General features: G+C 63.6%; 24 protein-coding genes. 9 read left to right on the plus strand and 15 right to left on the minus strand.

Going from position 1 to position 23,333, the window contains the following annotated elements:
* Positions 1-79: 79 nt before the first annotated feature.
* Entirely contained in the window at positions 80-439 is a 360-nt protein-coding gene (locus tag AC2FMD_RS13245) for a flagellar biosynthesis protein FlgN (protein WP_496688624.1), read from the minus strand.
* Positions 429-701, minus strand: a complete 273-nt coding sequence (locus AC2FMD_RS13250) for a rod-binding protein (protein WP_496680761.1) — start codon at positions 699-701, stop codon at positions 429-431. The genes AC2FMD_RS13245 and AC2FMD_RS13250 overlap by 11 nt, the downstream gene beginning before the upstream one ends.
* 194 nt (positions 702-895) lie before the next feature.
* On the opposite strand from AC2FMD_RS13250, the gene AC2FMD_RS13255 reads away from it, so the two are divergent.
* The 3 genes from AC2FMD_RS13255 to AC2FMD_RS13265 all read left to right on the plus strand — a co-directional run bounded on the left by AC2FMD_RS13255 (position 896) and on the right by AC2FMD_RS13265 (position 3,635).
* A complete protein-coding gene (locus tag AC2FMD_RS13255) occupies positions 896-2,035 on the plus strand; it encodes a flagellar hook-length control protein FliK (protein ID WP_496795102.1) in 1,140 nt (379 codons plus the stop codon).
* A gap of 3 nt (positions 2,036-2,038) precedes the next feature.
* Positions 2,039-2,704, plus strand: coding sequence for a flagellar hook capping FlgD N-terminal domain-containing protein (locus tag AC2FMD_RS13260; RefSeq protein WP_496742426.1), 666 nt, complete (start codon positions 2,039-2,041; stop codon positions 2,702-2,704).
* Between the two features lie 76 nt (positions 2,705-2,780).
* A complete protein-coding gene (locus tag AC2FMD_RS13265) occupies positions 2,781-3,635 on the plus strand; it encodes a phosphotransferase family protein (RefSeq protein ID WP_496680755.1) in 855 nt (284 codons plus the stop codon).
* 6 nt (positions 3,636-3,641) lie between these two features.
* On the opposite strand, the gene AC2FMD_RS13270 is transcribed toward AC2FMD_RS13265, so the two are convergent.
* From AC2FMD_RS13270 to AC2FMD_RS13290, 5 genes are all read right to left on the minus strand, one after another.
* On the minus strand, positions 3,642-4,943 hold the full coding sequence (locus AC2FMD_RS13270; protein WP_496795103.1) for an NAD(P)/FAD-dependent oxidoreductase: 1,302 nt from the start codon (positions 4,941-4,943) through the stop codon (positions 3,642-3,644).
* Positions 4,940-5,758: an ABC transporter permease gene (locus tag AC2FMD_RS13275; protein ID WP_496710781.1), complete on the minus strand. Its 819-nt coding sequence runs from the start codon at positions 5,756-5,758 to the stop codon at positions 4,940-4,942. Before AC2FMD_RS13275 ends, AC2FMD_RS13270 begins: the two co-directional genes overlap by 4 nt.
* The gene (locus tag AC2FMD_RS13280) at positions 5,755-6,645 is read right to left on the minus strand and encodes an ABC transporter permease subunit (RefSeq protein ID WP_005980379.1); all 891 of its coding nucleotides are present in this window, start codon (positions 6,643-6,645) and stop codon (positions 5,755-5,757) included. Before AC2FMD_RS13280 ends, AC2FMD_RS13275 begins: the two co-directional genes overlap by 4 nt.
* A complete protein-coding gene (locus AC2FMD_RS13285) occupies positions 6,645-7,772 on the minus strand; it encodes an ABC transporter ATP-binding protein (RefSeq protein WP_496680747.1) in 1,128 nt (375 codons plus the stop codon). The genes AC2FMD_RS13280 and AC2FMD_RS13285 overlap by 1 nt, the downstream gene beginning before the upstream one ends.
* A gap of 74 nt (positions 7,773-7,846) precedes the next feature.
* Positions 7,847-8,932, minus strand: a complete 1,086-nt coding sequence (locus AC2FMD_RS13290) for a polyamine ABC transporter substrate-binding protein (RefSeq protein WP_496742423.1) — start codon at positions 8,930-8,932, stop codon at positions 7,847-7,849.
* A 140-nt stretch (positions 8,933-9,072) separates the two neighbouring features.
* On the opposite strand from AC2FMD_RS13290, the gene AC2FMD_RS13295 reads away from it, so the two are divergent.
* Both AC2FMD_RS13295 and AC2FMD_RS13300 read left to right on the plus strand, forming a co-directional pair.
* The gene (locus tag AC2FMD_RS13295; protein ID WP_496680743.1) at positions 9,073-9,756 is read left to right on the plus strand and encodes a GntR family transcriptional regulator; all 684 of its coding nucleotides are present in this window, start codon (positions 9,073-9,075) and stop codon (positions 9,754-9,756) included.
* A 76-nt stretch (positions 9,757-9,832) separates the two neighbouring features.
* Positions 9,833-11,230, plus strand: a complete 1,398-nt coding sequence (locus AC2FMD_RS13300; protein WP_496680741.1) for an aspartate aminotransferase family protein — start codon at positions 9,833-9,835, stop codon at positions 11,228-11,230.
* 51 nt (positions 11,231-11,281) lie between these two features.
* On the opposite strand, the gene AC2FMD_RS13305 is transcribed toward AC2FMD_RS13300, so the two are convergent.
* The 3 genes from AC2FMD_RS13305 to dapE form a co-directional block, all read right to left on the minus strand.
* Entirely contained in the window at positions 11,282-12,580 is a 1,299-nt protein-coding gene (locus AC2FMD_RS13305) for a lytic murein transglycosylase (protein ID WP_496795104.1), read from the minus strand.
* Positions 12,581-12,669: 89 nt separating this feature from the next.
* A complete protein-coding gene (gene rnr / locus AC2FMD_RS13310; RefSeq protein ID WP_496680735.1) occupies positions 12,670-14,934 on the minus strand; it encodes a ribonuclease R in 2,265 nt (754 codons plus the stop codon).
* A gap of 65 nt (positions 14,935-14,999) precedes the next feature.
* Entirely contained in the window at positions 15,000-16,139 is a 1,140-nt protein-coding gene (gene dapE / locus AC2FMD_RS13315) for a succinyl-diaminopimelate desuccinylase (RefSeq protein ID WP_496742420.1), read from the minus strand.
* Between the two features lie 200 nt (positions 16,140-16,339).
* On the opposite strand from dapE, the gene AC2FMD_RS13320 reads away from it, so the two are divergent.
* Complete coding sequence (locus tag AC2FMD_RS13320) at positions 16,340-17,398, plus strand: transporter substrate-binding domain-containing protein (RefSeq protein ID WP_496795105.1); 1,059 nt, start codon at positions 16,340-16,342, stop codon at positions 17,396-17,398.
* On the opposite strand, the gene AC2FMD_RS13325 is transcribed toward AC2FMD_RS13320, so the two are convergent.
* Positions 17,395-17,742 carry a DUF8846 family protein gene (locus AC2FMD_RS13325; RefSeq protein WP_496795106.1) on the minus strand — a complete coding sequence of 116 codons (348 nt, stop codon included), beginning with the start codon at positions 17,740-17,742 and terminating at the stop codon, positions 17,395-17,397. The genes AC2FMD_RS13320 and AC2FMD_RS13325 overlap by 4 nt on opposite strands.
* 28 nt (positions 17,743-17,770) lie before the next feature.
* Here AC2FMD_RS13325 and AC2FMD_RS13330 point away from each other — a divergent pair, with 28 nt between their 5' ends.
* Positions 17,771-18,310: a GFA family protein gene (locus tag AC2FMD_RS13330; RefSeq protein ID WP_496795107.1), complete on the plus strand. Its 540-nt coding sequence runs from the start codon at positions 17,771-17,773 to the stop codon at positions 18,308-18,310.
* Positions 18,311-18,382: 72 nt separating this feature from the next.
* Here the strand turns inward: AC2FMD_RS13330 and dapD are convergent, their stop codons facing one another.
* From dapD to AC2FMD_RS13345, 3 genes are all read right to left on the minus strand, one after another.
* Positions 18,383-19,210 (minus strand): 2,3,4,5-tetrahydropyridine-2,6-dicarboxylate N-succinyltransferase, encoded by an 828-nt coding sequence (dapD, locus tag AC2FMD_RS13335; RefSeq protein WP_005980357.1) that lies wholly within the window; start codon positions 19,208-19,210, stop codon positions 18,383-18,385.
* A 119-nt stretch (positions 19,211-19,329) separates the two neighbouring features.
* Entirely contained in the window at positions 19,330-19,929 is a 600-nt protein-coding gene (locus AC2FMD_RS13340; protein WP_496680721.1) for a GntR family transcriptional regulator, read from the minus strand.
* A gap of 45 nt (positions 19,930-19,974) precedes the next feature.
* Positions 19,975-20,892, minus strand: a complete 918-nt coding sequence (locus tag AC2FMD_RS13345; protein WP_496742416.1) for a threonine/serine dehydratase — start codon at positions 20,890-20,892, stop codon at positions 19,975-19,977.
* A gap of 79 nt (positions 20,893-20,971) precedes the next feature.
* Between AC2FMD_RS13345 and AC2FMD_RS13350 the strand changes: the two genes are divergently transcribed.
* The gene (locus AC2FMD_RS13350) at positions 20,972-21,814 is read left to right on the plus strand and encodes an LOG family protein (protein WP_496680717.1); all 843 of its coding nucleotides are present in this window, start codon (positions 20,972-20,974) and stop codon (positions 21,812-21,814) included.
* A 3-nt stretch (positions 21,815-21,817) separates the two neighbouring features.
* On the plus strand, positions 21,818-22,924 hold the full coding sequence (locus AC2FMD_RS13355; RefSeq protein ID WP_496742415.1) for a cystathionine gamma-lyase: 1,107 nt from the start codon (positions 21,818-21,820) through the stop codon (positions 22,922-22,924).
* Positions 22,925-22,927: 3 nt separating this feature from the next.
* Here the strand turns inward: AC2FMD_RS13355 and AC2FMD_RS13360 are convergent, their stop codons facing one another.
* Positions 22,928-23,311: a hypothetical protein gene (locus AC2FMD_RS13360; RefSeq protein WP_496742414.1), complete on the minus strand. Its 384-nt coding sequence runs from the start codon at positions 23,309-23,311 to the stop codon at positions 22,928-22,930.
* Between the last annotated feature and the right edge of the window lie 22 nt (positions 23,312-23,333).

Here is a 23,333-nt window from a genome sequence, read left to right on the forward strand (position 1 = left end):
GGACCACTATCGGGTTTGATCTCCTAACGGAGTGCTAAAGCGCGCCCGTGGAAAAAAAACGCATTTGAATCAAATGTCATCACGCCCGTTTTTCAAGCTTGGCCGCATGCCGCACCGCGTGACCGGTCCGCTGACCGTTGGCGTCATATGTGGTGAACTCCTGACGCACCTTCCGCAGTTCCGCCATGCGGTCGGCTACGGTCCGGATCCCTTCGGCCGCGCTGCTCAACAGGCTCTGGTTTCTATTGACCTTCGCCTGAAGCCTGATCAGATCGTCACTGTCCGACACCTCCAGCGCGTTCAGGTCCTCGATCAACTGCTCCTTTCGCGGCAGCATCTGGCTCAGCCGCTCCAGGTCACCCTCGAGCAAGGCCGACCGTTCCTGATCCAGAATCTCCTCAAGCGCCTGGGCTTGAACGCGCCGGTTATCACTTTGCATCGGTTTTCTCCATCATTGCAGTGCACAGGATTTCCGAAAGCCCGATCCCGCCGGCCCGGGCCATCTGCAGTGCTTGCTGCTGAACCAGAAAGGACGAGAACTGGTCTTCGCCCGCGCCGCCACCAAAGGATTGTCGCGCCTGCCCCATGCCGGCGGCCTTCAACATCTCTGCAAGAAATGTCGCCTCCAGCTCGACCGCGGCGGCCTTGAGCTTGGTCCCCACGTCCGGGCGGGCTGTTTGGGTGAGTGCTGAAATCATCATGAGCAACTCCGAAAATTGTCAGAAACTTTCCCGATGAAAGCGAAGAGCGGTTAAAATAAACGTAACTTCCTGTGGGCAGGTTCGGTTCATGCAGACGGAGCCGGAGCAAAATGCCCAACCCACTGACAGTGAGCCCCGACCAAACGGCGAAAAGCGCTGCTTTGTCGGCGTGCAACACAAGAAAGGCCGAGCCTGTGAAGGCTTTTGCGGACTTCGTGGCCGAATTGCAGCCATCAGACCGGAAAAAACCGGAGGCGGACCCGATCGTCGTCCCTGACGATTTGGCGGCGCAGGACGGGGATCTGGAAATCGCCCAGGGCGAGTCGGTCGATTCGGAAGTTCTTCCGGCGATTCCGGACGACGCGGTGGCGATGCCGCCGCCCTTACCTCAGGGCCAACAGGGGTCGAAGCCGGTTCCGCACGATACGGCCACCGCACCGGGCGCTCCGGCCATCGGCGCGGCGTCCAAGACTATCAAGTCCACCATGACAGACGGCCAAGGGGTGTCGGCGGTGGCGCCTCGGACGGGGTCTTTGCAAGAAGACTCGTCCGCCACAACCGCCGAGCCCTCATCACAAACCGCCGGTTCGCTTTCCTCGACCACGCGGGGCGAGACGGCCGTCCAAGCCTTGCTGCTTCGCCCCGAATCGCCTGATCGGGAACACGGCATGCGCGCCGCTTCGGAAACGCCTTGGACCGATTCGACCCAACCCAAGCCGGTTTCCGGTCAGCGCCCCATCGTAGCGCCCACCAACATGGAGGCGGCAGCCGCGTCTCTGTCGCCCAATCAATCCCATCAGCCGCTCCCGCCGGTTCAGCCTGACACGCAGGAGCCGCCTGAGGATCTGGGTGAGACGCCTCAGCTGGTGCAGCCGTCTGCCGCCCGCACCGCACATGAAAGCATGCCGCCGCCGGCCGTGCTGCATCGCGCCTCGGGCGCTGAATTGGCCAGGTCGATCGCCAGCCAGATTTCGGCATCGGTTTCCGCGAGAGCAGGAGGCGGCATCGAGCTGCAGCTCAACCCCGAAGAGCTGGGACGAATCTCGATCAGAATGATGGGTCGGGAAGACGGTATCCACCTGGTGATTGCCGCCGAACGGCCGGAAACCCTGGATCTGATGCGCCGCCACATCTCGCTGCTGTCGACCGAGTTCCAGCAACTGGGCTATGGGGGCCTTGAATTCGATTCGAATGGTGCCGCCGGCTCCGAAACGCAGGGGGAAGCGAAGCATCAAGGCGCGATTCAAACCGAGGCGAATCCCGTTTCGCCCGACCCCGACTCTCCGGTTCCACGCCGGCCCGACCCTTCGCGCCCACTCGACTTGAGGTTATGACCCATGATCAACGCCACCAACCCTGCGACGCAGACCACAGCTCAGGGACAAGCCACAACCCAATCGCAGAGTTCGGGTTTGGCATCCGATTTCGAAACCTTCTTGCTGATGCTGACCACACAGGCGCGGAATCAGGATCCGCTCGAGCCGCTGGATTCCTCCGAATATGCCGCCCAGCTGGCACAGTTTTCGATGGTCGAACAGCAGGTCCAGACCAACAAGTTGCTGACCGGGCTGGCCGCGGCACTGAACGGCGCGAATCTCGATGAACTGTCTGGATGGGTCGGGGTTGAGGTGCGGGCGCCCGCCGCATTTCAATTTGACGGACAACCGCGAACGGTCTTTGTTGACCCCGACCCCAACGCCGACAAGGCCGTGCTTGTCATACGCGACATCAATGGTGACGTGGTCACCCGGCTGGACGTTCCCGCAACAGACCGGCAATTCGTCTGGCCCGGTCTGGACATCACGGGCGCGCCGGTTGCCGAAGGGGCGTATACCGCCAGTCTGGAAAGCTACAAGGGGGACAATCTGCTGTCCCAGAAGCCGGCTGCGGCCTTCAGCCGCGTCGTTGAGGCGCAGTTGGATAAAGGGGGAATCGTGCTGATGCTGGACAGCGGCGCGTCACTTTCGGCGACCGAGGTCGCGGCGGTGCGCGCGAGCGCTTGAACTTGACCAATGCGCAGGCCAATGCTGGGCGCATCCGGATTCTCAGTCGAAGGGTGCCACCCTGTCCCAGCTTCTCTTGCCACCATCAGGCCTTGTCGAGCACCTTTTCCAAGGTGGCCTGATTGTCCATGGGGCCAGCTTTCAAAAGCTGTATGGCGGGCGAACCAACCGGGTGTGGAAAATCATGGACCGTGGTCGGGACAAGGTCCTCAAGCTGTATGACACGACCCAGACCAATCCGTTGTTCCGCAATGATGCACGGCTTGAAGCGGCCTGCCTGCGGGCGCTGTCAGAAACGGGTATGGCGCCTCGGCTGCGTGCTTCGGGACATTTCAGAAAGGACGGTTGGGTATTGTATGACCATGCGCCGGGCGCCCCTTGGCAGAGGGGTGTCGAATCTGTCGCCCGGTTACTACGACGCCTGCATGACATGAATCCGCCTGTTGCTGCGCCTGCCGGTCGAAACGGCAGTGCCGATCTTGCTCGCCATGGCTCGGAGATTCTGAGCCGCTGCCACGACAAGCTCCGAAAGACACTGCAGGGGCTGATGCCAGAAACAAGCGTTCCGCCAACAATTCGGATTTGCCTGATCCATGGCGACCCGGTAGCCGGCAACATCTTGACCTCGCCCTCGGGGGCGATGCTGATCGATTGGCAATGCCCTGCGGTCGGGGATCGGTGCGAGGATCTGGCTCTGTTTCTGTCACCTGCGATGCAGCAGATTTACCGCGGCCGCCCGCTGACCCACGATCAGGAAATCCGGTTCCTGCAGGCCTATGGCTGCCCGGAAACCGCGGAACGATACCGTGAACTCAAACCCTGGTACGCTTGGCGAATGGCGGCCTATTGCCTGTGGCGCGTCGAAAACGGCGCCCCGGCCTATGAGAACGGATTATCGCTGGAACTTGCGGGGCTGGCGGACGCCCGTTAGACCGGATCAAAGATCCGCCAATGCCATGACGGCATAAGCCGGCGGCATCAACAAGCGCCGCCATCGACCCAGCGGAAACCGCCCCGGCGGGCGCGCGATGGGGTCGGGGATGTTCGCATCCTGCCCCAGGACCAACTGCGCCAGGGCTCGGCCGCAAAACGTGCCCATCGCAACACCGTTGCCGTGATAGGCCAGCCCCGCGAACATGCCAGGCCGATCGGCGACCGGCCCGACAAACGGCACCAGATCGCGGGCAAGACATACCATTCCCGACCACAGATGCGTTGCCTCAACCCCGGCCCAGGACGGAAACATGCGGGCGAAATCCCGCACCACCTTGCGCCGGATCGCGCGCTCGGCCCGGGGCGAGGACATCAGACCACCGCGCATTCCGAACAGGAACCGATTGTCCGGCATCAGTCGGAAATAATGCAGCAGGTTGCGTGTATCATAGGCCATCTGGCGCGACGTCCAGCCCTGCGCCTGCAACTCGGCCTCGGACAGCGGGCGCGTGACCATGACCGTCGACTGTGCCGGCATGTAGCGGCCCGACAACCAGTCGGGCATGTCTTCGCTGGAATAGCCGTTGGTACAGATCAGAACGGTTTTGGACCGCACGGAGCCTCGCGGCAGCGCAAGTGCGAACCCGGATCCTGCGCGCCGGACATCCTGCACCGGGCTGCGCTGAAACAGGCGCGCACCCTGCGCCTGGGCGGCCATGGCAAGACCAAACAGGTATTTGCGCGGGTTCAGTGCAAACCCGACCGGGTCGGTGTATCCGCCGAAAAAGCGCCCACCCAGCCCAAGACTCGGCAGGTCACAGGTTTCATGCAAAATACCGTCTGGCCCGGCATCGCGCCGAAGCGCCTCCATCGCCCGCGGCGTGTGGGCCAGCCGGGTCTCGCCCTGCGAATGCACATCCGCCTGAATCCCGTGCGCCGACAACAGTTGGGCAACCAGCGCCACCGCATCTGCCTCGGCCTGCGCATAGGCCTCGGCCGCTGCGGGGCCGTACCTGCGCACCATGGCGGCATGGCCCAGTTTCGACCCGCCCTTGCAGCAAAATCCGCCGTTGCGCCCCGAGGCGCCCCAGCCCGGCGTTTCCGCCTCGAACACGGCGACCGAAACGCCCTGCTGCGCCAGATGCAGCGCCGCCGACATGCCAGTGAACCCGCCGCCGACGATCGCAACGTCTACCGATAGATCACCTTCATGTACCGGCCAGTCGGGGGCCGGCACGGTTTCATCCCACCAGCACCCCGCGCGCGGGCGGGAGCCATAGGTGTAGGCAGGAAAGATCCGTTTCATTCGGTGCGCGCGGCGGCTTGTTCCTCTTGCCGCTGCCGGACCATCGCGCGTTTCGACACCAGCGAAGCGGTGATCACGCCGACGGTGACAACGGCGATCATGATGGTCGACAGCGCGTTGATTTCGGGGCTGACCCCCAAACGCACGGCCGAGAAGATCTTGATCGGAAGGGTCGTGGCCGAGGGTCCGGATGTGAAGGACGCGATCACCAAGTCATCCAGCGACAGGGTGAAGGCCAGCAACCAGCCCGAGATCACCGCCGGCGCGATGATCGGCAGCGTCACCAACCTAAAGGCCTGCGCCGGCGAGCAGCCCAGATCCAGCGCCGCCTCTTCCAGCGACTGATCGAACGTCACCAGCCGCGAGGAAACCACGACCGAGACGTAGCACATCGAAAAGGTCGTATGCGCTAGCACGATGGTCATGATGCCCCGGTCCAGCCCGATGCCGATGAACAGCAGCAGCAGCGACAGGCCGGTGATCACCTCGGGCATCACCAGCGGCGCGTAGATCATCCCGGAAAACAGCGTGCGGCCAAAGAACCGCCCGCCCCGCACCATGACATAGGCGGCCATGGTGCCCAGAATGGTCGCCAGCGTCGAAGAGAACACGGCAACGCGAACGGTGACCCAGGCCGCATCCAGAAACGCCTGGTTCTGCATAAGCTCGCCGTACCATTTGGTCGAGAACCCAGCCCAGACCGTGACCAGCTTGCTTTCATTGAAGCTGAAGATGATCAGGATCACCATCGGGATGTACAGAAACGCAAAGCCCAGCGTCAGCGAGACCGTGTTGAACCAGCTCAGCCTGTTCATTGCTCGGCCTCCGCCTGTTTCTGCTGGTTGCGCTGGAACAGCACAATCGGGATCACCAGGATCAGCAGCAGGATCACCGCCACAGCGCTGGCCACCGGCCAGTCGCGGTTCGAGAAGAACTCCTCCCACAAGACCTTGCCGATCATCAGCGTGCCCGACCCGCCCAGCAGCGACGGGATCACGAATTCACCGATCACCGGAATCATCACCAGGAAACATCCCGCGATGATGCCCGGGCGCGACAGTGGGATGGTCACCAGCCAGAAGGCCTGCGTACGCGAACAGCCCAGATCCTCGGCCGCCTCGATCAGCGAGCCGTCCAACCGATCGAGCGCGGCATAGATCGGCAGGATCATGAAAGGCAGATAGGTGTAGACGATGCCGATATAGACGGCCGTCTGCGTGTTGAGGATGGTCAGCGGGGTCGAGATGATGCCCGTCCACAGCAAGAACTGGTTCAGGTAGCCTTCGTTCGACAGGATCCCCATCCATGCATAGACGCGGATCAGGAACGAGGTCCAGAACGGCAGGATCACCAGCATCATCAGCGTCGGGCGCCATTCCTCGGGCGCTCGGGCCATGCCATAGGCGATCGGATAGCCCACCAGCAGGGTCAGCGCGGTCGCGATCAGCGCGATCTTGACGCTGGACAGGTAGGCTTTCCAGTACAGGTCATCCTCTGTTAGCCAGACGAAGTTCTCAAAATCCAACTGGCTGAAGAATTCCTTGATCCCGGCCCAGCCCTGCGACAGATCAAGGGTCGGGGTGTAGGGCGGGATCGCAAGCGCGATGTCCGACAGCGAGATCTTCAACACGATGAAGAACGGCACCAGAAACAGGGCCAGCAGCCAAACATAGGGAATGGCGATCAGGACCGCGCGGCGCATCAGTCTGCCAGCAGAACCGCCGCCGTGGCCGTCCAAGACAGCCAGACAGGGTCTTCCCATGTGAAGGACCGGCGCGAGATGCGGCGGGTATTGGCCGTCTGCGCCTTGATGATGATGCCGTTGGACAGTTCGACGTAATAGGTGGACAGATTGCCCAGATAGGCGATGTCATGCACCTTGCCCTGCACGGCGTTGACGGCATCGGCGGGGCGCTCGGCCGAGATGGTCACCTTTTCCGGCCGGATGGCCAGGTGACAGGTCTGACCGTCGGCAAACCGGTTGGCCGACGTCGCGGTCAGCGGCGGCTGGCCCTCGGCCCAGTCGACGCGATAGGTGTCCTCGCCGATCGAGGTGGCCCGGCCCTGGATGATGTTAACGTCCCCGATGAAATCGGCGACATAGACGGAATTGGGGTTTTCATAAATGCGGTCTGGCGTGGCGACCTGCATCAGCTTGCCCTGATCCATCACCGCAACGCGGCTGGCGACCGTCATCGCCTCTTCCTGGTCGTGGGTCACGATCACGAAGGTGGTGCCAGTCTTTTCCTGAATGTCCATCAGCTCGAACTGGGTGTCCTGGCGCAGCTTTTTGTCCAGCGCGCCAAGCGGTTCGTCCAGCAACAGCAGTTTGGGCGCCTTGGCCAGCGACCGGGCCAGCGCCACGCGCTGCCGCTGCCCGCCCGAGATCTGATGTGGCTTGCGGCGGGCGAATTTTTCAAGCCGGGTCAGGCGCAGCATTTCCTCGACCCGGTCTTCCAGATCATGCTTGGGCATGTTGTCCCGGCGCAGGCCAAAAGCGATGTTGTCCCACACGTTCAGATGCGGAAACAACGCGTAGGACTGGAACATCATGTTCACCGCCCGTTTGTTGGGCGGTACCGGCGCGATGTCCTGACCGCTCAGCAGGATGGTTCCTTCCGAGGGCTGCTCGAACCCCGCCAGCATTCGCATCATCGTGGTCTTGCCGCAGCCCGACGGACCAAGCAGGGCAAAGAATTCACGTTCGAAGATATCCAGCGACAGGTTGTCGATGGCCGTGAATCCCCCAAATCGCTTGGTGACGTTCTTGAACTGGATCAAGGGTTTCGCCTGTGGGTCGTCCCACGGCGCAAAGACGGTAGAGTTCAAAGGGACCCCCGTAAGTCAGCCGGAACTGGGAATGCGCAAGGCGGGCAGTCGCCGCCTTGCGCCCGAGCACCTGATCAGGTGCCCGACTTGATCTTGGTCCACAGACGGGTCACGACCCGCTGCACCTTGGCCGGATAGGGCCGGGTGGTGAACAGGTTCTCCAACGCGTCGGCGGGCGGATAGATCGCCGGGTCTTCCAGGATCTCGGGCAGGATGAACTCCTGCGAGGCCTTGTTGCCGTTGGCGTAGTAGACATAGTTCGTGGCCGCCGCCATGTTCTGGGCGTCCATGATGAAGTTCAGGAACTTATGCGCACCGTCCGGGTTGGGCGCATCCACCGGAATCGCCATCTGGTCGAACCACATCTGCGCGCCTTCCTTGGGCGCGTGATAGGCGATTGTCACGCCGTTGTCGGCCTCGTCCGCCCGGTCGCGGGCCTGCAGAACGTCGCCCGACCAGCCCACGGCCACGCAGATGTCGCCATTGGCCAGCGCGTTGATGTATTCGCTGCTGTGGAACTTCTGGATGTGGGGACGCACCGCCATGAAAACGCCCTCGGCCTTGGCGATCACGTCCGGATCCTGGCTGTCGGGGTCTTCACCGATATATTTCAGCGCGGCCGGGATCATCTCGGCGGGCGCGTCGAGGAAATGCACACCGCAACTGGCCAGCTTTTCCATGTTCGCCGGATTGAACACCAGGTCCCAGCTGTCGATGGGGGCGTCCTCGCCCAGCGCTTCCTGAACCTTGCCCACGTTCACCCCGATTCCGGTGGTGCCCCACATATAGTTGATGGCGTATTCGTTGCCCGGGTCATACTGCGCCGTGCGCTCCTCGATCACGTCCCACAAGTTGGCCAGGTTCGGCAGCTTGGATTTGTCCAGCTTCTGGAACGCACCGGCCTGGATCTGCCGTTGCAGGAACGTGCCCGAAGGCACCACCACGTCATAGCCCGACCCGCCGGCCAGCATCTTGGTTTCCAGAACCTCGTTGCTGTCGAACACGTCATAGATCAGGGTCAGGCCCGTTTCTTCCTCGAACTTGGTCAGCAATTCCTCGTCGATGTAATCCGACCAGTTGTAGACGCGCACCTCTTCCGCGAATGCGGCCGACGTCCCCAAGGCGGCGATCGCCGTCATCGTCAGCGTTCTGATTTTCATTTTCTTCTCCCTGCAAGTGTAGGGGTATCATCCCGTTTTTTTAGATTTGATCAAGTTTTGCGTTTTCCGTCGATCCGTCGTATGGTTTCACGCGGCAGCAAACCTGACAAGTCAGGACCATCGGGATCGAGGTGAAACACTTGGATTTGATCAAAAATAAGGCATCCGGGGTCGATGACGGAGCGCAGAAGGCGCCGGCGCATGAACAGGTGTATCGGACGTTGCGGTCACAGATCCTGTTCGGCGAACTGGTACCCGGCCAGCCGGTCACGATCCAGGGCCTGACCGAATCACTGGGGGTCGGCATGACCCCGGTGCGCGAAGCGATCCGCCGCCTGATCTCGGATGGCGCGCTGATCTTTCAGGGCAACCGCCGGGTCAGCGTGCCACTTCTGACGGCGGCGGATGTCGAACAGATGATTTTTGCCAGAAACGCCGTGGAATCAGAACTTTCCCGTCGCGCGGCCAGCAGAATGACCACGGCGGACATCGACCAGCTGGAGCAAATCGACCGGCGTCTGGATCGCATGATCGCGGATGGTGATGTCAGCGGCTATCTGCGTCTGAACCACGCCTTCCACGAAAAGCTGTATGACCACGCGAACGCCCCGATCCTCAAGGACCTGGCCGAGCGTCTGTGGCTGCGATTCGGTCCTTCGTTGCGTGTCGTCTGCGGGCGGTTCGGCACCCAAAGCCTGCCGGATCGGCACAAGGATATCATCGGCGCGTTGCGGGCGGGTGACGCGGAAAAGGTCGCAAAAGCAACGACGCAAGACATCGAACAGGGCATGGAGCTGATGGCCGAGGCATTGGCGGACGACTGAGAGCGCCCAAGTCGATTGACAGGAAAAAATTTGATCATATTCTGGCCGCCAACCGCTGTTGCAGGAGAACCTCCCGATGCCGACCATCACCAACCACATGCCGACCGCCGAGTTGCAGGCGCTGGACGCGGCGCATCACCTTCACCCGTTTTCGGCCAACAATGCCCTGGGCAAGGAAGGCGCCCGCGTCATCACCCGTGCCAAGGGTGTCTATCTGACCGACAGCGAGGGCGAAGAAATTCTGGACGCCATGGCCGGTCTGTGGTGTGTGAACGTCGGCTATGGCCGCGACGAGTTGGCCGAGGTGGCGGCACGCCAGATGCGCGAACTGCCCTACTACAACACCTTCTTCAAAACGACCCATGTCCCGGCCATCGCGCTGGCGGCCAAACTGGCCGAGCTGGCGCCAGGCGACCTGAACCATGTCTTCTTCGCCGCCGGCGGGTCCGAGGCCAATGACACCAACATCCGTCTGGTTCGCACCTATTGGGCGGAAAAGGGCCATCCGAACAAGAACATCATCATCAGCCGCCGCAACGCCTATCACGGCTCGACCGTCGGGTCGGCGTCGCTGGGCGGCATGGCCGGCATGCACGCACAGGGCGGCATCCCGATCCCGAACATCCACCACATCAACCAGCCCAACTGGTGGGCCGAGGGCGGCGACATGACGCCCGAGGAATTTGGTTTGGCCCGCGCGCGCGAGCTGGAAGAGGCGATTCTGGAACTGGGCGAAGACCGCGTCGCCGCCTTCATCGCCGAGCCGGTCCAGGGCGCGGGCGGCGTGATCGTCGCGCCCGACACCTACTGGCCGGAAATCCAGCGCATCTGCGACAAGTACGACATCCTGCTGATCGCCGACGAGGTGATCTGCGGCTTTGGTCGCACCGGAAACTGGTTCGGCTCGCAGACCATGAACATCCGCCCGCATATCATGACCATCGCCAAGGGGCTCAGCTCGGGCTATGCGCCAATCGGCGGCTCGATCGTCAATGACGAGATCGCCGAGGTGATCGGCGGGACCGAGTTCAACCACGGCTATACCTATTCGGGCCACCCCGTCGCGGCGGCCGTTGCGCTGGAAAACCTGCGCATTCTGGAAGAAGAAAAGATCGTCGAGCATGTGCGCGATGTCGCGGCCCCCTATCTGAAACAGAAATGGGAGGCGCTGGTCGAGCACCCGCTGGTCGGTGAGGCCAAGATCGTGGGCATGATGGCCTCGATCGCGCTGACGCCGGACAAGGCCAGCCGGGCCAAGTTCGCCTCCGATCCGGGCACGGTCGGGTACATCTGCCGCGATCGCTGCTTTGCCAACAACCTGATCATGCGCCATGTGGGCGACCGGATGATCATTTCGCCGCCGCTGATCTTGACCCCGGCCGATATCGACGAGATGTTCGTGCGCATCTACAAGTCGCTGGACGAGGCGCAGGCCGAGATCATCGCCCAGGGCCTGATGAAAGCGGCCTCCTGATTTCACGGAAACATCGCAAACGGGCGGCCCGACGCGGCCGCCCTTTTTCGTTCAGCGCATCCGTTCCAGCACTTGCACGGTGGCATAGCCATCGGGCACCAGGCCGCGTGCCACCTGATAGGCCCGCAGCGCATTGATGGTGTTCGGACCGATCCGTCCGTCGATGGCCTGCGTGTCGAACCCGGCAAGGGTCAGGCGCAGTTGCAGTTCCTTGCGTTCGGCAAAGCTCAGCACCCGGTCGTCGCGCGGCCAGTTGGCGCGGAACGGGCCTTGCCCGGCCAGCCGGTCCGACAGGTGGCCAATGCCGATGACATAGGCATCGGCGCCATTGTAGAGCTCAATCACGCTGAAATTGTCAAAGATCATCAGGGCCACGCCATTGCTGCCCGCCGGCAGCAGGATCGAAGCCGGACCATGATCGGCAATCGCCCGCCCATCCGCCGCCCGAACCCCCAACGCCGCCCAGTCCGAGGGCAACCGGGTGATTTCGCGGCTGGCCTGGGCATAGTCGAACCCCGCCGGCAGGCGTACCTCGATGCCCCAGGGTTGGCCCTTGGTCCAGCCGAAGCGCGCAAGATAGGCCGCGGTCGAGGCCAGCGCATCTGTGGGATCGTCCGACCAGATGTCGCGCCGGCCGTCACCGTCGAAATCCACCGCGTGTTCCAGATATGAGGTCGGCATGAACTGCGTGTGCCCCATGGCCCCGGCCCAACTGCCGGTCATCGCCTCGGGGCGCACGTCGCCCGCCTGCAGGATTTGCAGTGCGGCCAGCAGCTGGGCTTCAAAGAACTCCGCCCGCCGCCCGTCAAAAGCCAAGGTCGCCAGCGATCGGATCGTAGGCGAGCTGCCCCGGAAGCTGCCAAAGGACGTCTCAAGCCCCCAGACGGCCACGACGACCTCTTTCTCGACCCCGTATCGCGCCTCGATCCGGTCGAGAACACGGCGATGCCGTTCCAGCGCCTTGCGCCCGTTGGCGATGCGCTGGTCCGAGACGGCCGTGTCCAGATACTCCCAGATCGGCTTGGAAAATTCGGCTTGGTTTCGGTCGCGTCTGATTATGTCAGGGTCTTGGGTCACGCCGCTCAGCGCGCGGTTCAACGTGGCCTGGCTGATCCCCCGCGCCAAGGCCCGGCGTTGGAACGCGCCAAGCCAGACCTCGAACCGGGGATTTACCGCCGCCACACGATGCGCGCCGTGCGCGGGCCTTGGCACCGGCCTGAGCGACGCGGTCAGATCGGCCGAGGCCAGTTGAACCCTGGCGTCTGCTGGCCCAAGGGAAAGGTTGGTCGTCTCCGCCTGCAAGCTGGATGCCCAAACTGCGGCGGCCAAAAAGCCACACACATATTTCATGATTCAGGTTTTCCTGATGACTGCTCGCGCTCAGGGTAACCCGAATCCGGAAATTCACAAAGCGTTCCTTTGCAAGGCGCTGCGCACCATCACCGCTGACGGCGTTTGCGCTCGACCTTGCGCTTGATCTTGTCCTTCTTGCGCTTGGTGCTGACCGCCTTGCGCCGCGTCGGACGACCCGGCTTTCCACGGCCGCCCCCACGTGGCATCGGCTGATCGTCGATGGACAGCAGCTCCAGTTCCAGCCCGCCGGTCACCGGCGTGGCCTCGGTCAGGCGCACGGTGACACGCTGACCGATGGCGATGGTCAGGCCGGTATCGGCTCCCATCAGGGTGCCGGCCTCAGCGTCGAAATGGAAGAACTCGCGCCCCAGCGACCGCACCGGCACCAGCCCGTCGGCCCCGGTTTCATCCAGTTTGACGAAGGCCCCGAACCGGGCGATACCGCTGATGCGGCCGGTGAACTCGTTGCCGACGCGCTCGCTCAGATAGGCCGCCAGATAGCGGTCAGTCGTGTCGCGCTCGGCCATCATCGAGCGGCGCTCGGTATCCGAGATATGGGTGGCGATCTCCTCCAGACGTTCGATCTCGTCGGCGGTCAGACCGTCCTTGCCCCAGCCATGGGCCGAGATCAGCGCCCGGTGCACGATCAGGTCGGCATAGCGGCGGATGGGCGAGGTAAAATGCGCGTAGTTACGCAGCGCCAGCCCGAAATGGCCAAAGTTTTCGGGGCTGTAATAGGCCTGCGCCATCGACCGCAATGTGCTGAGATTGATCAACTCGGCATCCTCGGTGCCGGCGGCGGCGTTCAGCAGCGCGTTCAGGTGACGGGTCTGCAACACCTGCCCCTTGGCCAGATTCAGCCCAGCGGCCTGTGCCGTTTCGCGCAGGCTTTCCAGCTTTTCAGGCGCCGGCTCCTCGTGCACCCGGAACAGAAGCGGGCTGCGCTTGGCGATCAGCGTCTCGGCTGCGGACACGTTGGCCAGAATCATGAATTCCTCGATCAGCCGGTGCGCGTCTAGCCGCTCGCGGAAGGCCACGCTTTCGACCCCGCCCTTGTCGTTCAGCACGATCTTGCGTTCCGGCAGGTCCAGGTCCAGCGGCTGACGTTCGTTGCGGGCCGTCTTCAGCGCACCATACGCGGCATAGAGCGGTTTCAGAACGCTCTCCAGTAGCGGGCCGGTGCGGTCATTGGGGGTGCCGTCGATGGCCGCCTGCACCTCGGCATAGTTCAGAGACGCGCCCGAGCGCATCAGCCCGCGCACAAAGCGGTGGTCGATCTTGTTGCCGTTTGCATCGATCCGCATCCGCACTGCGATACAAGCGCGCGGCACGCCTTCGTGCAGCGAACACAGATCACCCGACAGACGATCCGGCAGCATCGGCACGACGCGGTCGGGGAAATAGGTCGAGTTGCCCCGCTTTCGCGCCTCGCGGTTCAGCGCACTGCCGGGGCGCACATAGGCGGCCACATCGGCAATGGCGACCCAGATCACGTGGCCGCCCGGGTTTTTCGGGTCGTCGTCAGGATGGGCATGGCAGGCGTCGTCACGGTCGCGCGCGTCCGACGGGTCGATGGTCACCAGAGGGATGTCCCGCAGATCCTCGCGCCCTTTCAGCCCGACGGGCTTGGCCAGGTCGGCCTCGGCGATCACGTCATCGGGAAAATCGTCCGGGATGCCGTGCTGGTGGATCGCGATCAGCGACACCGCCTTGGGCGCGGACGGATCGCCCAGCCGTTCCACGATGCGCGCGCGCGGCAGCCCCATACGGTTTTTCGGCCCGGCCTGCTCGGCCTCGACCAATTCGCCATCCTTGGCGCCCAGCGCCGCACCTTCGGCCACCAGCCATTCGGTCGATCCGGCCTTGTCGATCGGCACGATCCGCCCGCCCTCGGCGCCCTTGCGGAAAATCCCGACGACCCGGCGCGGATTGGCGCCGATGCGGCGGATCAGGCGGGCCTCGTAATTGTGGTCTTCTGCATGCACCTGGGTCAGGCGGGCAAGGATGCGGTCACCTTCGCCCAGCGCCGGGTCGCTGGCGCGGGATATGATCAGCACGATCGGCTCGACCCCTTCTCCATGCCATTCCAGCGGTCGCGCGAACAGGTCGCCATCGGCGTTCGGCGCCTTGACCTGCAACACGCTGACCGGCGGCAGGCGGTCCGGGTCTCGATAGCTGCGCTTGCGCTTTTCAAGATGGCCCTCGGCCTCAAGCTCTTTGAGGATCCGTTTCAGGTCGATCCGGTCCGCGCCCTTAATGCCAAAGGCCTTGGCAATGTCGCGTTTCGAAGTGAGCGTGGGGTTCGCCGAGATCCAGTCGAGGATCTCCTGCTTGGTCGGTATGCGTTTCATGATGTCCGCCTAGCATGCCTATACGACCGCGTCATGACCAAAAAGCGGCCGGGCGCATCAATCGCTCAGGTGAAATAGTCGGCCAGGATCCGGGCATAGATCGCCTTGAGCTGGCGGACCTGCTCGACCGGGACGGATTCGTCCACTTGGTGCATGGTGCGACCGACCAGGCCGAACTCGACCACGGGGCAGTGATCCTTGATGAACCGCGCGTCCGAGGTGCCGCCGGTCGTGGACAGCTCGGGCCAGCGGCCGGTCTCGGCCTCGACGGCCCGGGCCACAAGATCCGACAGCGGCCCCGGAGGCGTCAGAAAGCTTTCGCCCGAGACCTTGATCCGCGTGTCGATCTGCACGCCGAACTCCGCCGCCACGTTGGCTGCCTGCGCCTTCAGCCAGTTGCTGAGGCTGACGCCTGTATGCAGGTCGTTGAACCGGATGTTCACCGCGCCACGGCACTGGGCCGGAATGACGTTGGTGGCCTCGTTGCCGGTGTCCATCGTGACCACAGCAAGGGTCGAGGCGTCGAAATGGTCCGTCCCCCGATCCAGTTCGTGACTGGCCAGCCGGTCCATCAGCCGCGCCAGAGCGGGCACCGGGTTTCTGGCACGATGCGGATAGGCCGAATGGCCCTGCACGCCCGTCACCTCGAACCAAGCGGTCATCGACCCGCGGCGGCCGATCTTCATCATCTCGCCCATCTCGTTGGGGCAGGTCGGCTCGCCCACAAGACAGACTGACATCCGCTCGTCCTGCGCCTGCATGTAGTCCAGCAGCGCGGTGGTGCCGTCCACCGCATCGCCTTCCTCATCCCCCGTGATGGTCAGGATGATTGCCCCGTCCGGCGGAGTGTCGCGCACGAAATCCACCGCCGCCGCAACAAAAGCCGCAACCCCCGATTTCATATCGGTCGCGCCCCGGCCGTACAGAATGCCATCATGGATTTCCGCGCCGAACGGCGGGCAGGTCCATGCGGCCTCATCGCCCACCGGCACCACATCGGTATGCCCGTTGAACCCGAAACTGCGCGCATGCCCCTTGTCGCCCCACCGGGCGAACAGGTTGCAGACGCCGCCGCGATCCACCCGCGTGCAGGTGAAACCGGCCCGCGACAGGATTTCTTCCAGCAGAACCAGCGCCCCGCCTTCCTCGGGTGTGACCGAGGGGCAACGGATCAGGTCTGCGGTCAGGTCTACGGGGTCGGTCATTCGGGGGCCTCGCGGTTTCGGCGTGGGACGGGATACCGCACAGATTCAACGAATTGGCGGCGATGCCAACCCCGATCTACGGTTTTCCGGCGATCCGGCCCGAAAATGCGGGACAAAGAATTCTGAGGTGATGACCTTGCGACGGCCTTGCCGCAGCACGCCAAATTGAGCTAGAGGGCCGCGAAACAGGTGAATACCCCATGACGCGCGCCCTTTTCGCATTGATCTGCCTGACCATGGCAGCCCTTGCACAAGCCAGCCAGGCCGAAACTCTGACGGTCGCGACGGTGGACCGCTCACCGTTCTCGTATGAAGTCGAGGGCGTGGATACCGGGTTTTCAATGGATCTGCTGGCCGCACTGGCCGAGGAGCTGGGCTGGGAATATACGGTCGTCCGCATGGACACGTTCGGCGACATGCTGTCGGCGGTCGAAAACGGCGAGGCGGACATGGCCATCGCCAACATCTCGATCACCGCCGACCGCGAAGCCCGAATGGATTTCAGCCAGCCGATCTTCGAGGCCGGTCTGCAGATCATGGTGCCCTCCGACGCGGCGCGCAGCCCGTCCCTGATGCAGGCGCTGCTGTCGCGCGAGCTGTTCATCGCCATCGGGCTGGCCTTTGCCATCCTGCTGGGTGGCGGCATGCTGATGTGGGGATTCGAACGCCGATCCCAACCCTATTTCGACCGCGACCTGAACGAGGCCTGGTTCCCGTCCTTCTGGTGGGCGCTGAACCTGGTGGTCAATGGCGGGTTCGAAGAGCGCATGCCCCGCACCCCCTTCGGACGCATTCTGGGTGTGGTGCTGGTCGTGTCCTCGCTGTTCATCGTATCCGTGTTCACCGCGCGGATCACCTCGGTGATGACGGTGGACGCGATCACCAGCAACATCAACTCGGTCAACGACCTGTACGGCAAACAGGTCGGCACGATCTCGGGCTCGACCGCCGCCAGTTTCCTGAACCGGCGCGAGATCGAATTCGTCGGCTATGATGACCTCGACGGCATGTTGACCGCGTTCAGGGATGGGGACCTTGATGCCGTCGTGTTTGACGCGCCGATCCTGTCCTATTTTGCTACCCACGAGGGGCGCAAGATTGCGGCAATGACCGGCGGCGTCTTCCTGCGCGAGAACTACGGCATCCTGTTCCCGACCGGGTCACCGCTGGACGAAGACGTCAACCGGGTGCTGCTCACGTTGCGCGAGAACGGCACCTACGACCAGATCTATAGCAAGTGGTTCGGCGCGCGGCGCTAGCTGCCTTCGGGCTTGTCGCCGAAAAACGGTATCATCTGCGCCACGATCACCGCGTTTTCATCCAGCGCCCTCTGCATCAGCGCGCGTTCGTCCGGGGCGATCTCGTGCCCCTGCGCCTCGCGCTCGGCCAGGGTCCCATAGCCGGTGACGTCCAGCGGGGCCGTATCGGCCTGTTTGAGAATGGCCACGGTTTCGCGCACGGCCTCGGCCTCGTCCACGCCGCTGGCATAGCACATGAGCGCCGCGCCGGTGGCGCCTTCGGGCAGGCCGTCGCCATCCTTGCGACCAATCTGAACCAACAGAGTATAGACCTGCTGGCGCGAGGGTTTCTTTTGCTTTTCCATGCCGTGGGCCTTAGCCGGGGGTCGGTCGATGGTCAAGCATGGCAGCTCGACGCGGTTCCCGGATGCCGTGTCGTTTTTTGACGCGCTCAAGCCCACCGTTCAGTCAGACTGGTCGCGAAAAACGACGGAGGACATCATGACCAAAGGCGGCCGCTGCTTGTGCGGTGAAACCCGCTGGGAGTTTGAGGGCCCCGAGACCTGGAGCTGCTATTGCCATTGTGACGATTGCCGCCGCAATTGCGCCGCGCCCGTGGTCGCGTGGTTGGGCGTACCCTTACGCAATTTCCGATGGACCGCCGCAACACCGCGTACTTTCGCCAGTTCGAACGGCGTCCAGCGTCATTTCTGCGCCACGTGTGGCTCTCCGATGGGGTTCGAGGCCGACCACTATGAGGGCGGGATGCACCTGTACGCGACCTCGCTGGAAGACGCTTCAGACTTTGCGCCAACCTTTCACGTCAATTATCAAAGCAAGCTGCCCTGGCTGGATCTGCGCGATGATTTACCGAAATACGAAGGCACCCTGCTGCACGCGCCCGAGGATCTCGCCGACTACCAGGCGGGATAGGTCCGACCCTGCCGAACGAAAAAGGCCGCGGACCAGAGCCGCGACCTTCGGAACATTGAACGACGTCTACGATCAATCGCGCAGCAGCTCGTTGATCCCGGTCTTCGAACGGGTCTTCTCATCGACCCGCTTCACGATCACCGCGCAGTACAGGTTGATCCCGTTCTTCGACGGCATCGAGCCGGACACCACCACCGAATAAGGCGGCACCTCGCCATAGAACACCTCGCCGGTCTCGCGATCCACGATCTTGGTGGACTGGCCGATATAGACGCCCATGCCCAGAACCGAGCCTTCGCGGATGATGCAGCCCTCGACCACCTCGGAGCGGGCGCCGATGAAGCAGTTGTCCTCGATGATAGTCGGGCCGGCCTGCATGGGCTCCAGAACGCCGCCAATGCCGACGCCACCGGACAGGTGGACGTTCTTGCCGATCTGCGCGCAGGAACCGACCGTGGCCCAAGTGTCGACCATGGTGCCTTCGTCCACATAGGCGCCGAGGTTCACGAAAGACGGCATCAGTACCACGCCCGGCGCGATATAGGCCGACTTGCGCACCACGCAGTTGGGCACAGCGCGGAAACCGGCCGCGCGCCACTGGTTTTCACCCCAGCCGGCGAACTTGCTGTCGACCTTGTCCCACCAGCCGCCACCTTGCGGGCCTCCGGACTGGATTTCCATGTCCTTGATGCGAAAGCCCAGCAGGACCGCCTTCTTGGCCCACTGGTTCACATGCCAGCTGCCATCGGCCTGCTTCTCGGCGACACGCAGCGTGCCGCTGTCCAGCGCGTTCAAAGTGTCCTCGATCGCTTCGCGCTGTTCACCGGTGGTGGCGGGCGTGATCGTGTCGCGGGCCTCCCATGCGGCCTCGATGGCGGTTTCCAGTTGGGCGTTGGACATGGGGTTACTCCGTGCTGACTCTCGTTTGGTTGGTCTTGCCTATATGAAAGCCGGGGCCAATGCGCAATGCGACGTTGGCGGGGCCATTTGCGGCCACCCGGTGCCAAAACCCGCCGGTCTCAGCTGGCGCGGCGGATATGGCGCACCAGAATCGCTGTGGCCGTGGCGGTATCGCGGCGCTTCATCGCCTGCACGATGGCGGCGTGGTCGGTGTCTTTCCGCTGGACCCAGCGGTGACGCCAATGGGCGAACAGATGGCGGGCGCTGGCGATGTGCAGATCGTCGATCGTATGCAGCAGGCGCGGCCGCGCACAGGGTGTCAGGATCGCCCGGTGGAAGGCGCGGTTCCGGGTTTCCCATGTTGGCATGTCCTGGGCCTCGTCGCAGGCGATGCGGGCCTTGTCGGCCGCCTTGAGATCCGCCGGTGTCAAATTCTGGATCGCATGTTGCAGGGCCAGCGATTCCAGGGCCACGCGCATCTCGATCACCTCGCGCACCTCGGCCGGGTCCAGCGCGGTGACACGCATGCCGCGCCGTGGTTCGCTGTGGGCCAGACCATGCGCCTGAAGCCGCAACAGCGCCTCGCGCACCGGGACATGGCTGGTGTCGAACGCCCGCGCGATATGGTCCTGCCGCAGTTTCTCACCCGCGGGCAGCTCGCCCGTGATGATGCGCTGGCTGAGCCGGGCATAGATGGAATCTGCAATCGTGGCGGTCATGGGATTTTATCTATAATCCCAAGGCTCGGCCCTCAAGGCGCAAATTCAAGCGGTGAGAGGGTCAGGTGCGATATTGCCCCCGCAGACCAGAACCGCGACCCGCTCGCCAGGTTCCGGCGTGTAAACGCCCGAGGTCAGAGCCGCGAGTGCCGTCGCGCCCGCCGGCTCGACCAGAATACGGTGCGCCTGCCACAGGCGCTGCTGCGCCTCGGCGATCGCATCGTCGCTGACCAGCACCGACGTCATCCCCTTCGCCAGCCCAAAACAGATGTCGCCGATCCGCCGCGCGCCCAGCGCGTTGGCAGCGATACCCGACACAGGAACATCCACCGGCGCACCGGCCTGCAACGCGGCGTTCAACGCACGTGACGTTTCCGGCTCGACCGCAACGACCTTGCGCGCGCCCTGAAACCAGGCCAGCGCCCCCGCGATCAGCCCGCCGCCGCCCACCGCCACCAATATGGTATCGGCCTGCAAGCCTTGGCTGTCCCATTCGGCGAAACAGGTACCCTGCCCGGCCACCGTTGCCGGCGCGTCATAGGCATGTATCTGCACCGCACCCGTTCGGTCTTCGTGTTCACGTGCCATCGTCAGGGCATTGGCATATTCGCCCGGCACGACGCTCAGATCGGCCCCGATCCGTTCGATCAGGGCGATCTTGGACGGACCGGCCATCTCGGGCACGAAGATCTTGGCCGGATGGCCCAGCGCCCGCGCGGCATAGGCCGCAGCCGCACCGTGATTCCCGCCCGATGCCGCCACCACTCCGGCCGCGGGCACATCCGTGCTCAGCAAAGTGTTGAAGGCGCCGCGCGCCTTGAAACTGCCGGTGTGCTGCAGGTGCTCCAGCTTCAGCTCGACGGGATAGCCCAGCCCCAGACCAGCACTGGTCATGACCGGCGTCACCTGCGCATGGCCGGCAATCCTCTGGGCCGCCGCCGAAATCTCGTGTTTCCAATCCATTCTCATCTTTCCGTGACTGGCACTCCGCCCGCGAACCCTATAGCTGTTTGGAAAACACGCAAGCAGGGAACGCCCAGCAATGAAAGATCAACGCCTCAGCCCCTTCCGCGACGCCCAGACCGACCGCTCGACCGCAAGCGAGGTTCCGGACACCCCGCAGACACGCTCGCCCTCGTACCGGCTGGCCTTTGCCGATGAAGAATTCCTGCTGCGCAGCGAGCTGCGCCCCGTGCGGCTGCAACTGGAGTTGCTGAAGCCCGAATTGAACATTTCCGAGCGCGAGATCACGTCGACCATCGTGATGTTCGGCGGCGCGCGCATACCAGAACCGTCCAAGAAAGACGGCGCGCGGACCAGGACCCTGGCCGAACTTTCGAAATATTATGACGAGGCGCGCGAATTCGCACGGCTGATGACCGAGAAATCCAAGCTGTGCGGCTGCCGCGAGAACGTGATCGTCACCGGCGGCGGCCCCGGCGTGATGGAGGCCGGCAACCGCGGCGCGCATGATGCTGGCGGCTGCTCGATCGGGCTGAACATCGTGCTGCCGCACGAACAGGCCCCGAACCAGTACGTCACGCCGGATCTGTGTTTCAACTTCCACTATTTTGCCATCCGCAAGATGCATTTCCTGATGCGCGCCCGCGCGATCACCATCTTCCCCGGCGGGTTCGGCACCTTGGACGAGATGTTCGAGTCGCTGACGCTGATCCAGACCGGCCGGATGGAGCGCGTGCCCTTCCTGCTGTTCGGGCGCGAATTCTGGGAACGAGTGATCAACTGGACAGCCCTGGCCGATGCCGGCACGATTTCCGAACAGGATCTGGACCTGTTCCGCTTTGTCGAAACCGCGCAAGAGGCGGTCGACATCATCGAGCGCTGGGAACCCGCCCCGCCGCGCAGCGACATTCCGGGGCGCTGAGCGATGGCGCGCCCTCCCAAGACCGGTGAGATGCTGCATCTGCGCGGCAACGCGCTGAGCAAGGGCGAGCCTGTGGCCCTGCCGCTGACCCAAAGTAGCATGTTCCACCTGCCCGGCGCGCCGGACGGGCACCCGACCTACGGCCGGGTTGACAACCCGACCTGGACGCAGGTCGAGCACGTGCTGGCGCATCTCGAAGACGCACCCTGCCTGATCTTTCCGTCCGGCATGGGCGCGATTTCGGCCGCGCTGTTCGCCACCGTGCGGGCGGGGTCGCGCATCCTGATCCCGTCGGACGGGTATTACGTCACCCGCCTGCTGGCCGACCGGTTCCTCGCCAAGCTGGGCGTGTCGGTCGAAGAGCGCCCCACGACCGCATTCGCGCAGGGCGGGTTCGACGGGTTCGATGTGGTTTTCGTCGAAAGCCCGTCCAACCCCGGGCTCGACATGATCGACTTGGCGCAGGTGGCGAGAGACGTGCGCGCCGCGGGTGGCATCACCATCGCCGACAATACGACGCTGACTCCACTGGGACAACGCCCGCTGGACCTGGGTATCGACATTGTCGTCGCCTCGGACACCAAGGCGATGGGCGGGCATTCCGATCTGCTGATGGGCCATGTGGCCGGCCGTGACGCCCAGATCATGGAACGGGTCGAGGAATGGCGCCGCGTCTCGGGCGCGATCCCCGGACCGCATGAGGCCTGGCTGCTGCATCGCGGGCTGGAGACGCTGGACGTCCGCTTCGATCGCATGTGCAGTTCGGCGCAGGTTCTGGCCGAACGGTTGGCCGATCACCCGAAGGTCAAGCAGATCCGCTATCCCGGCCTTCCGTCGGACCCGTCGCACGATCTGGCCCGCAAACAGACCACGCGGTTCGGCTTTTTGCTAACGATCACGCTGGCCTCCGAGGACCAGGCCGAACGGTTCATCAATGGCTGCCCACTACTGCGCCCGGCCACCTCCTTTGGTGGCGTGCACAGCTCGGCCGAGCGGCGCGCGCGTTGGGGGGATCAGGTCGATCCCGGCTTCGTGCGTCTTTCGATCGGGTGCGAGCCGGTGGATGAGCTGTGGCAGGCTCTGAACGACAGCCTGACTGCGCTGGCTTAGGCCCTATTTCTTGGGCTCGCGCAGTTCGGTGAAGACGTAGATCGGCAGCAGAACCCCGGCGATCAGGGCGCCCAGCCACACCAGCAGCGTCGCCGCCAGCAGATTCGAGATGCCGCCCACAGTCAGCCCTTCAGTGACCAGATCGGTGACCAGCAGGCCCACGAAGGTGACCACCAGCGCGATTCCGCCCTTCAGCGCCGGCACGTTCTTTTCCCCGATCTTCAGGATCAATGGCTCGGCCACGACCTGAACCAAGGTGAACACGATCACAACCACGATGAACGATACCGGTTTGATCGAAAAGCCGGTCAGCAACAGGCTGGCCAGCAACAGACCGATGGCATTGCCCGCCAACAGGGCCAGGGCCGACTTGATTCTGCGTGACATGCGTTTGACTCCATCCGCAACG

Source organism: Ruegeria sp. BHSC276 (assembly GCF_059612945.1).

Coding starts and splice junctions, on each gene's coding strand:
- AC2FMD_RS13245 (WP_496688624.1), bottom strand. CDS start 439: ATGCAAAGTGATAACCGGCGCGTTCAAGCCCAGGCGCTTGAGGAGATT.
- AC2FMD_RS13250 (WP_496680761.1), bottom strand. CDS start 701: ATGATGATTTCAGCACTCACCCAAACAGCCCGCCCGGACGTGGGGACC.
- AC2FMD_RS13260 (WP_496742426.1), top strand. CDS start 2,039: ATGATCAACGCCACCAACCCTGCGACGCAGACCACAGCTCAGGGACAA.
- AC2FMD_RS13270 (WP_496795103.1), bottom strand. CDS start 4,943: ATGAAACGGATCTTTCCTGCCTACACCTATGGCTCCCGCCCGCGCGCG.
- AC2FMD_RS13275 (WP_496710781.1), bottom strand. CDS start 5,758: ATGAACAGGCTGAGCTGGTTCAACACGGTCTCGCTGACGCTGGGCTTT.
- AC2FMD_RS13280 (WP_005980379.1), bottom strand. CDS start 6,645: ATGCGCCGCGCGGTCCTGATCGCCATTCCCTATGTTTGGCTGCTGGCC.
- AC2FMD_RS13290 (WP_496742423.1), bottom strand. CDS start 8,932: ATGAAAATCAGAACGCTGACGATGACGGCGATCGCCGCCTTGGGGACG.
- AC2FMD_RS13300 (WP_496680741.1), top strand. CDS start 9,833: ATGCCGACCATCACCAACCACATGCCGACCGCCGAGTTGCAGGCGCTG.
- AC2FMD_RS13305 (WP_496795104.1), bottom strand. CDS start 12,580: ATGAAATATGTGTGTGGCTTTTTGGCCGCCGCAGTTTGGGCATCCAGC.
- rnr (WP_496680735.1), bottom strand. CDS start 14,934: ATGAAACGCATACCGACCAAGCAGGAGATCCTCGACTGGATCTCGGCG.
- dapE (WP_496742420.1), bottom strand. CDS start 16,139: ATGACCGACCCCGTAGACCTGACCGCAGACCTGATCCGTTGCCCCTCG.
- AC2FMD_RS13320 (WP_496795105.1), top strand. CDS start 16,340: ATGACGCGCGCCCTTTTCGCATTGATCTGCCTGACCATGGCAGCCCTT.
- AC2FMD_RS13325 (WP_496795106.1), bottom strand. CDS start 17,742: ATGGAAAAGCAAAAGAAACCCTCGCGCCAGCAGGTCTATACTCTGTTG.
- AC2FMD_RS13330 (WP_496795107.1), top strand. CDS start 17,771: ATGGTCAAGCATGGCAGCTCGACGCGGTTCCCGGATGCCGTGTCGTTT.
- dapD (WP_005980357.1), bottom strand. CDS start 19,210: ATGTCCAACGCCCAACTGGAAACCGCCATCGAGGCCGCATGGGAGGCC.
- AC2FMD_RS13340 (WP_496680721.1), bottom strand. CDS start 19,929: ATGACCGCCACGATTGCAGATTCCATCTATGCCCGGCTCAGCCAGCGC.
- AC2FMD_RS13345 (WP_496742416.1), bottom strand. CDS start 20,892: ATGGATTGGAAACACGAGATTTCGGCGGCGGCCCAGAGGATTGCCGGC.
- AC2FMD_RS13350 (WP_496680717.1), top strand. CDS start 20,972: ATGAAAGATCAACGCCTCAGCCCCTTCCGCGACGCCCAGACCGACCGC.
- AC2FMD_RS13355 (WP_496742415.1), top strand. CDS start 21,818: ATGGCGCGCCCTCCCAAGACCGGTGAGATGCTGCATCTGCGCGGCAAC.
- AC2FMD_RS13360 (WP_496742414.1), bottom strand. CDS start 23,311: ATGTCACGCAGAATCAAGTCGGCCCTGGCCCTGTTGGCGGGCAATGCC.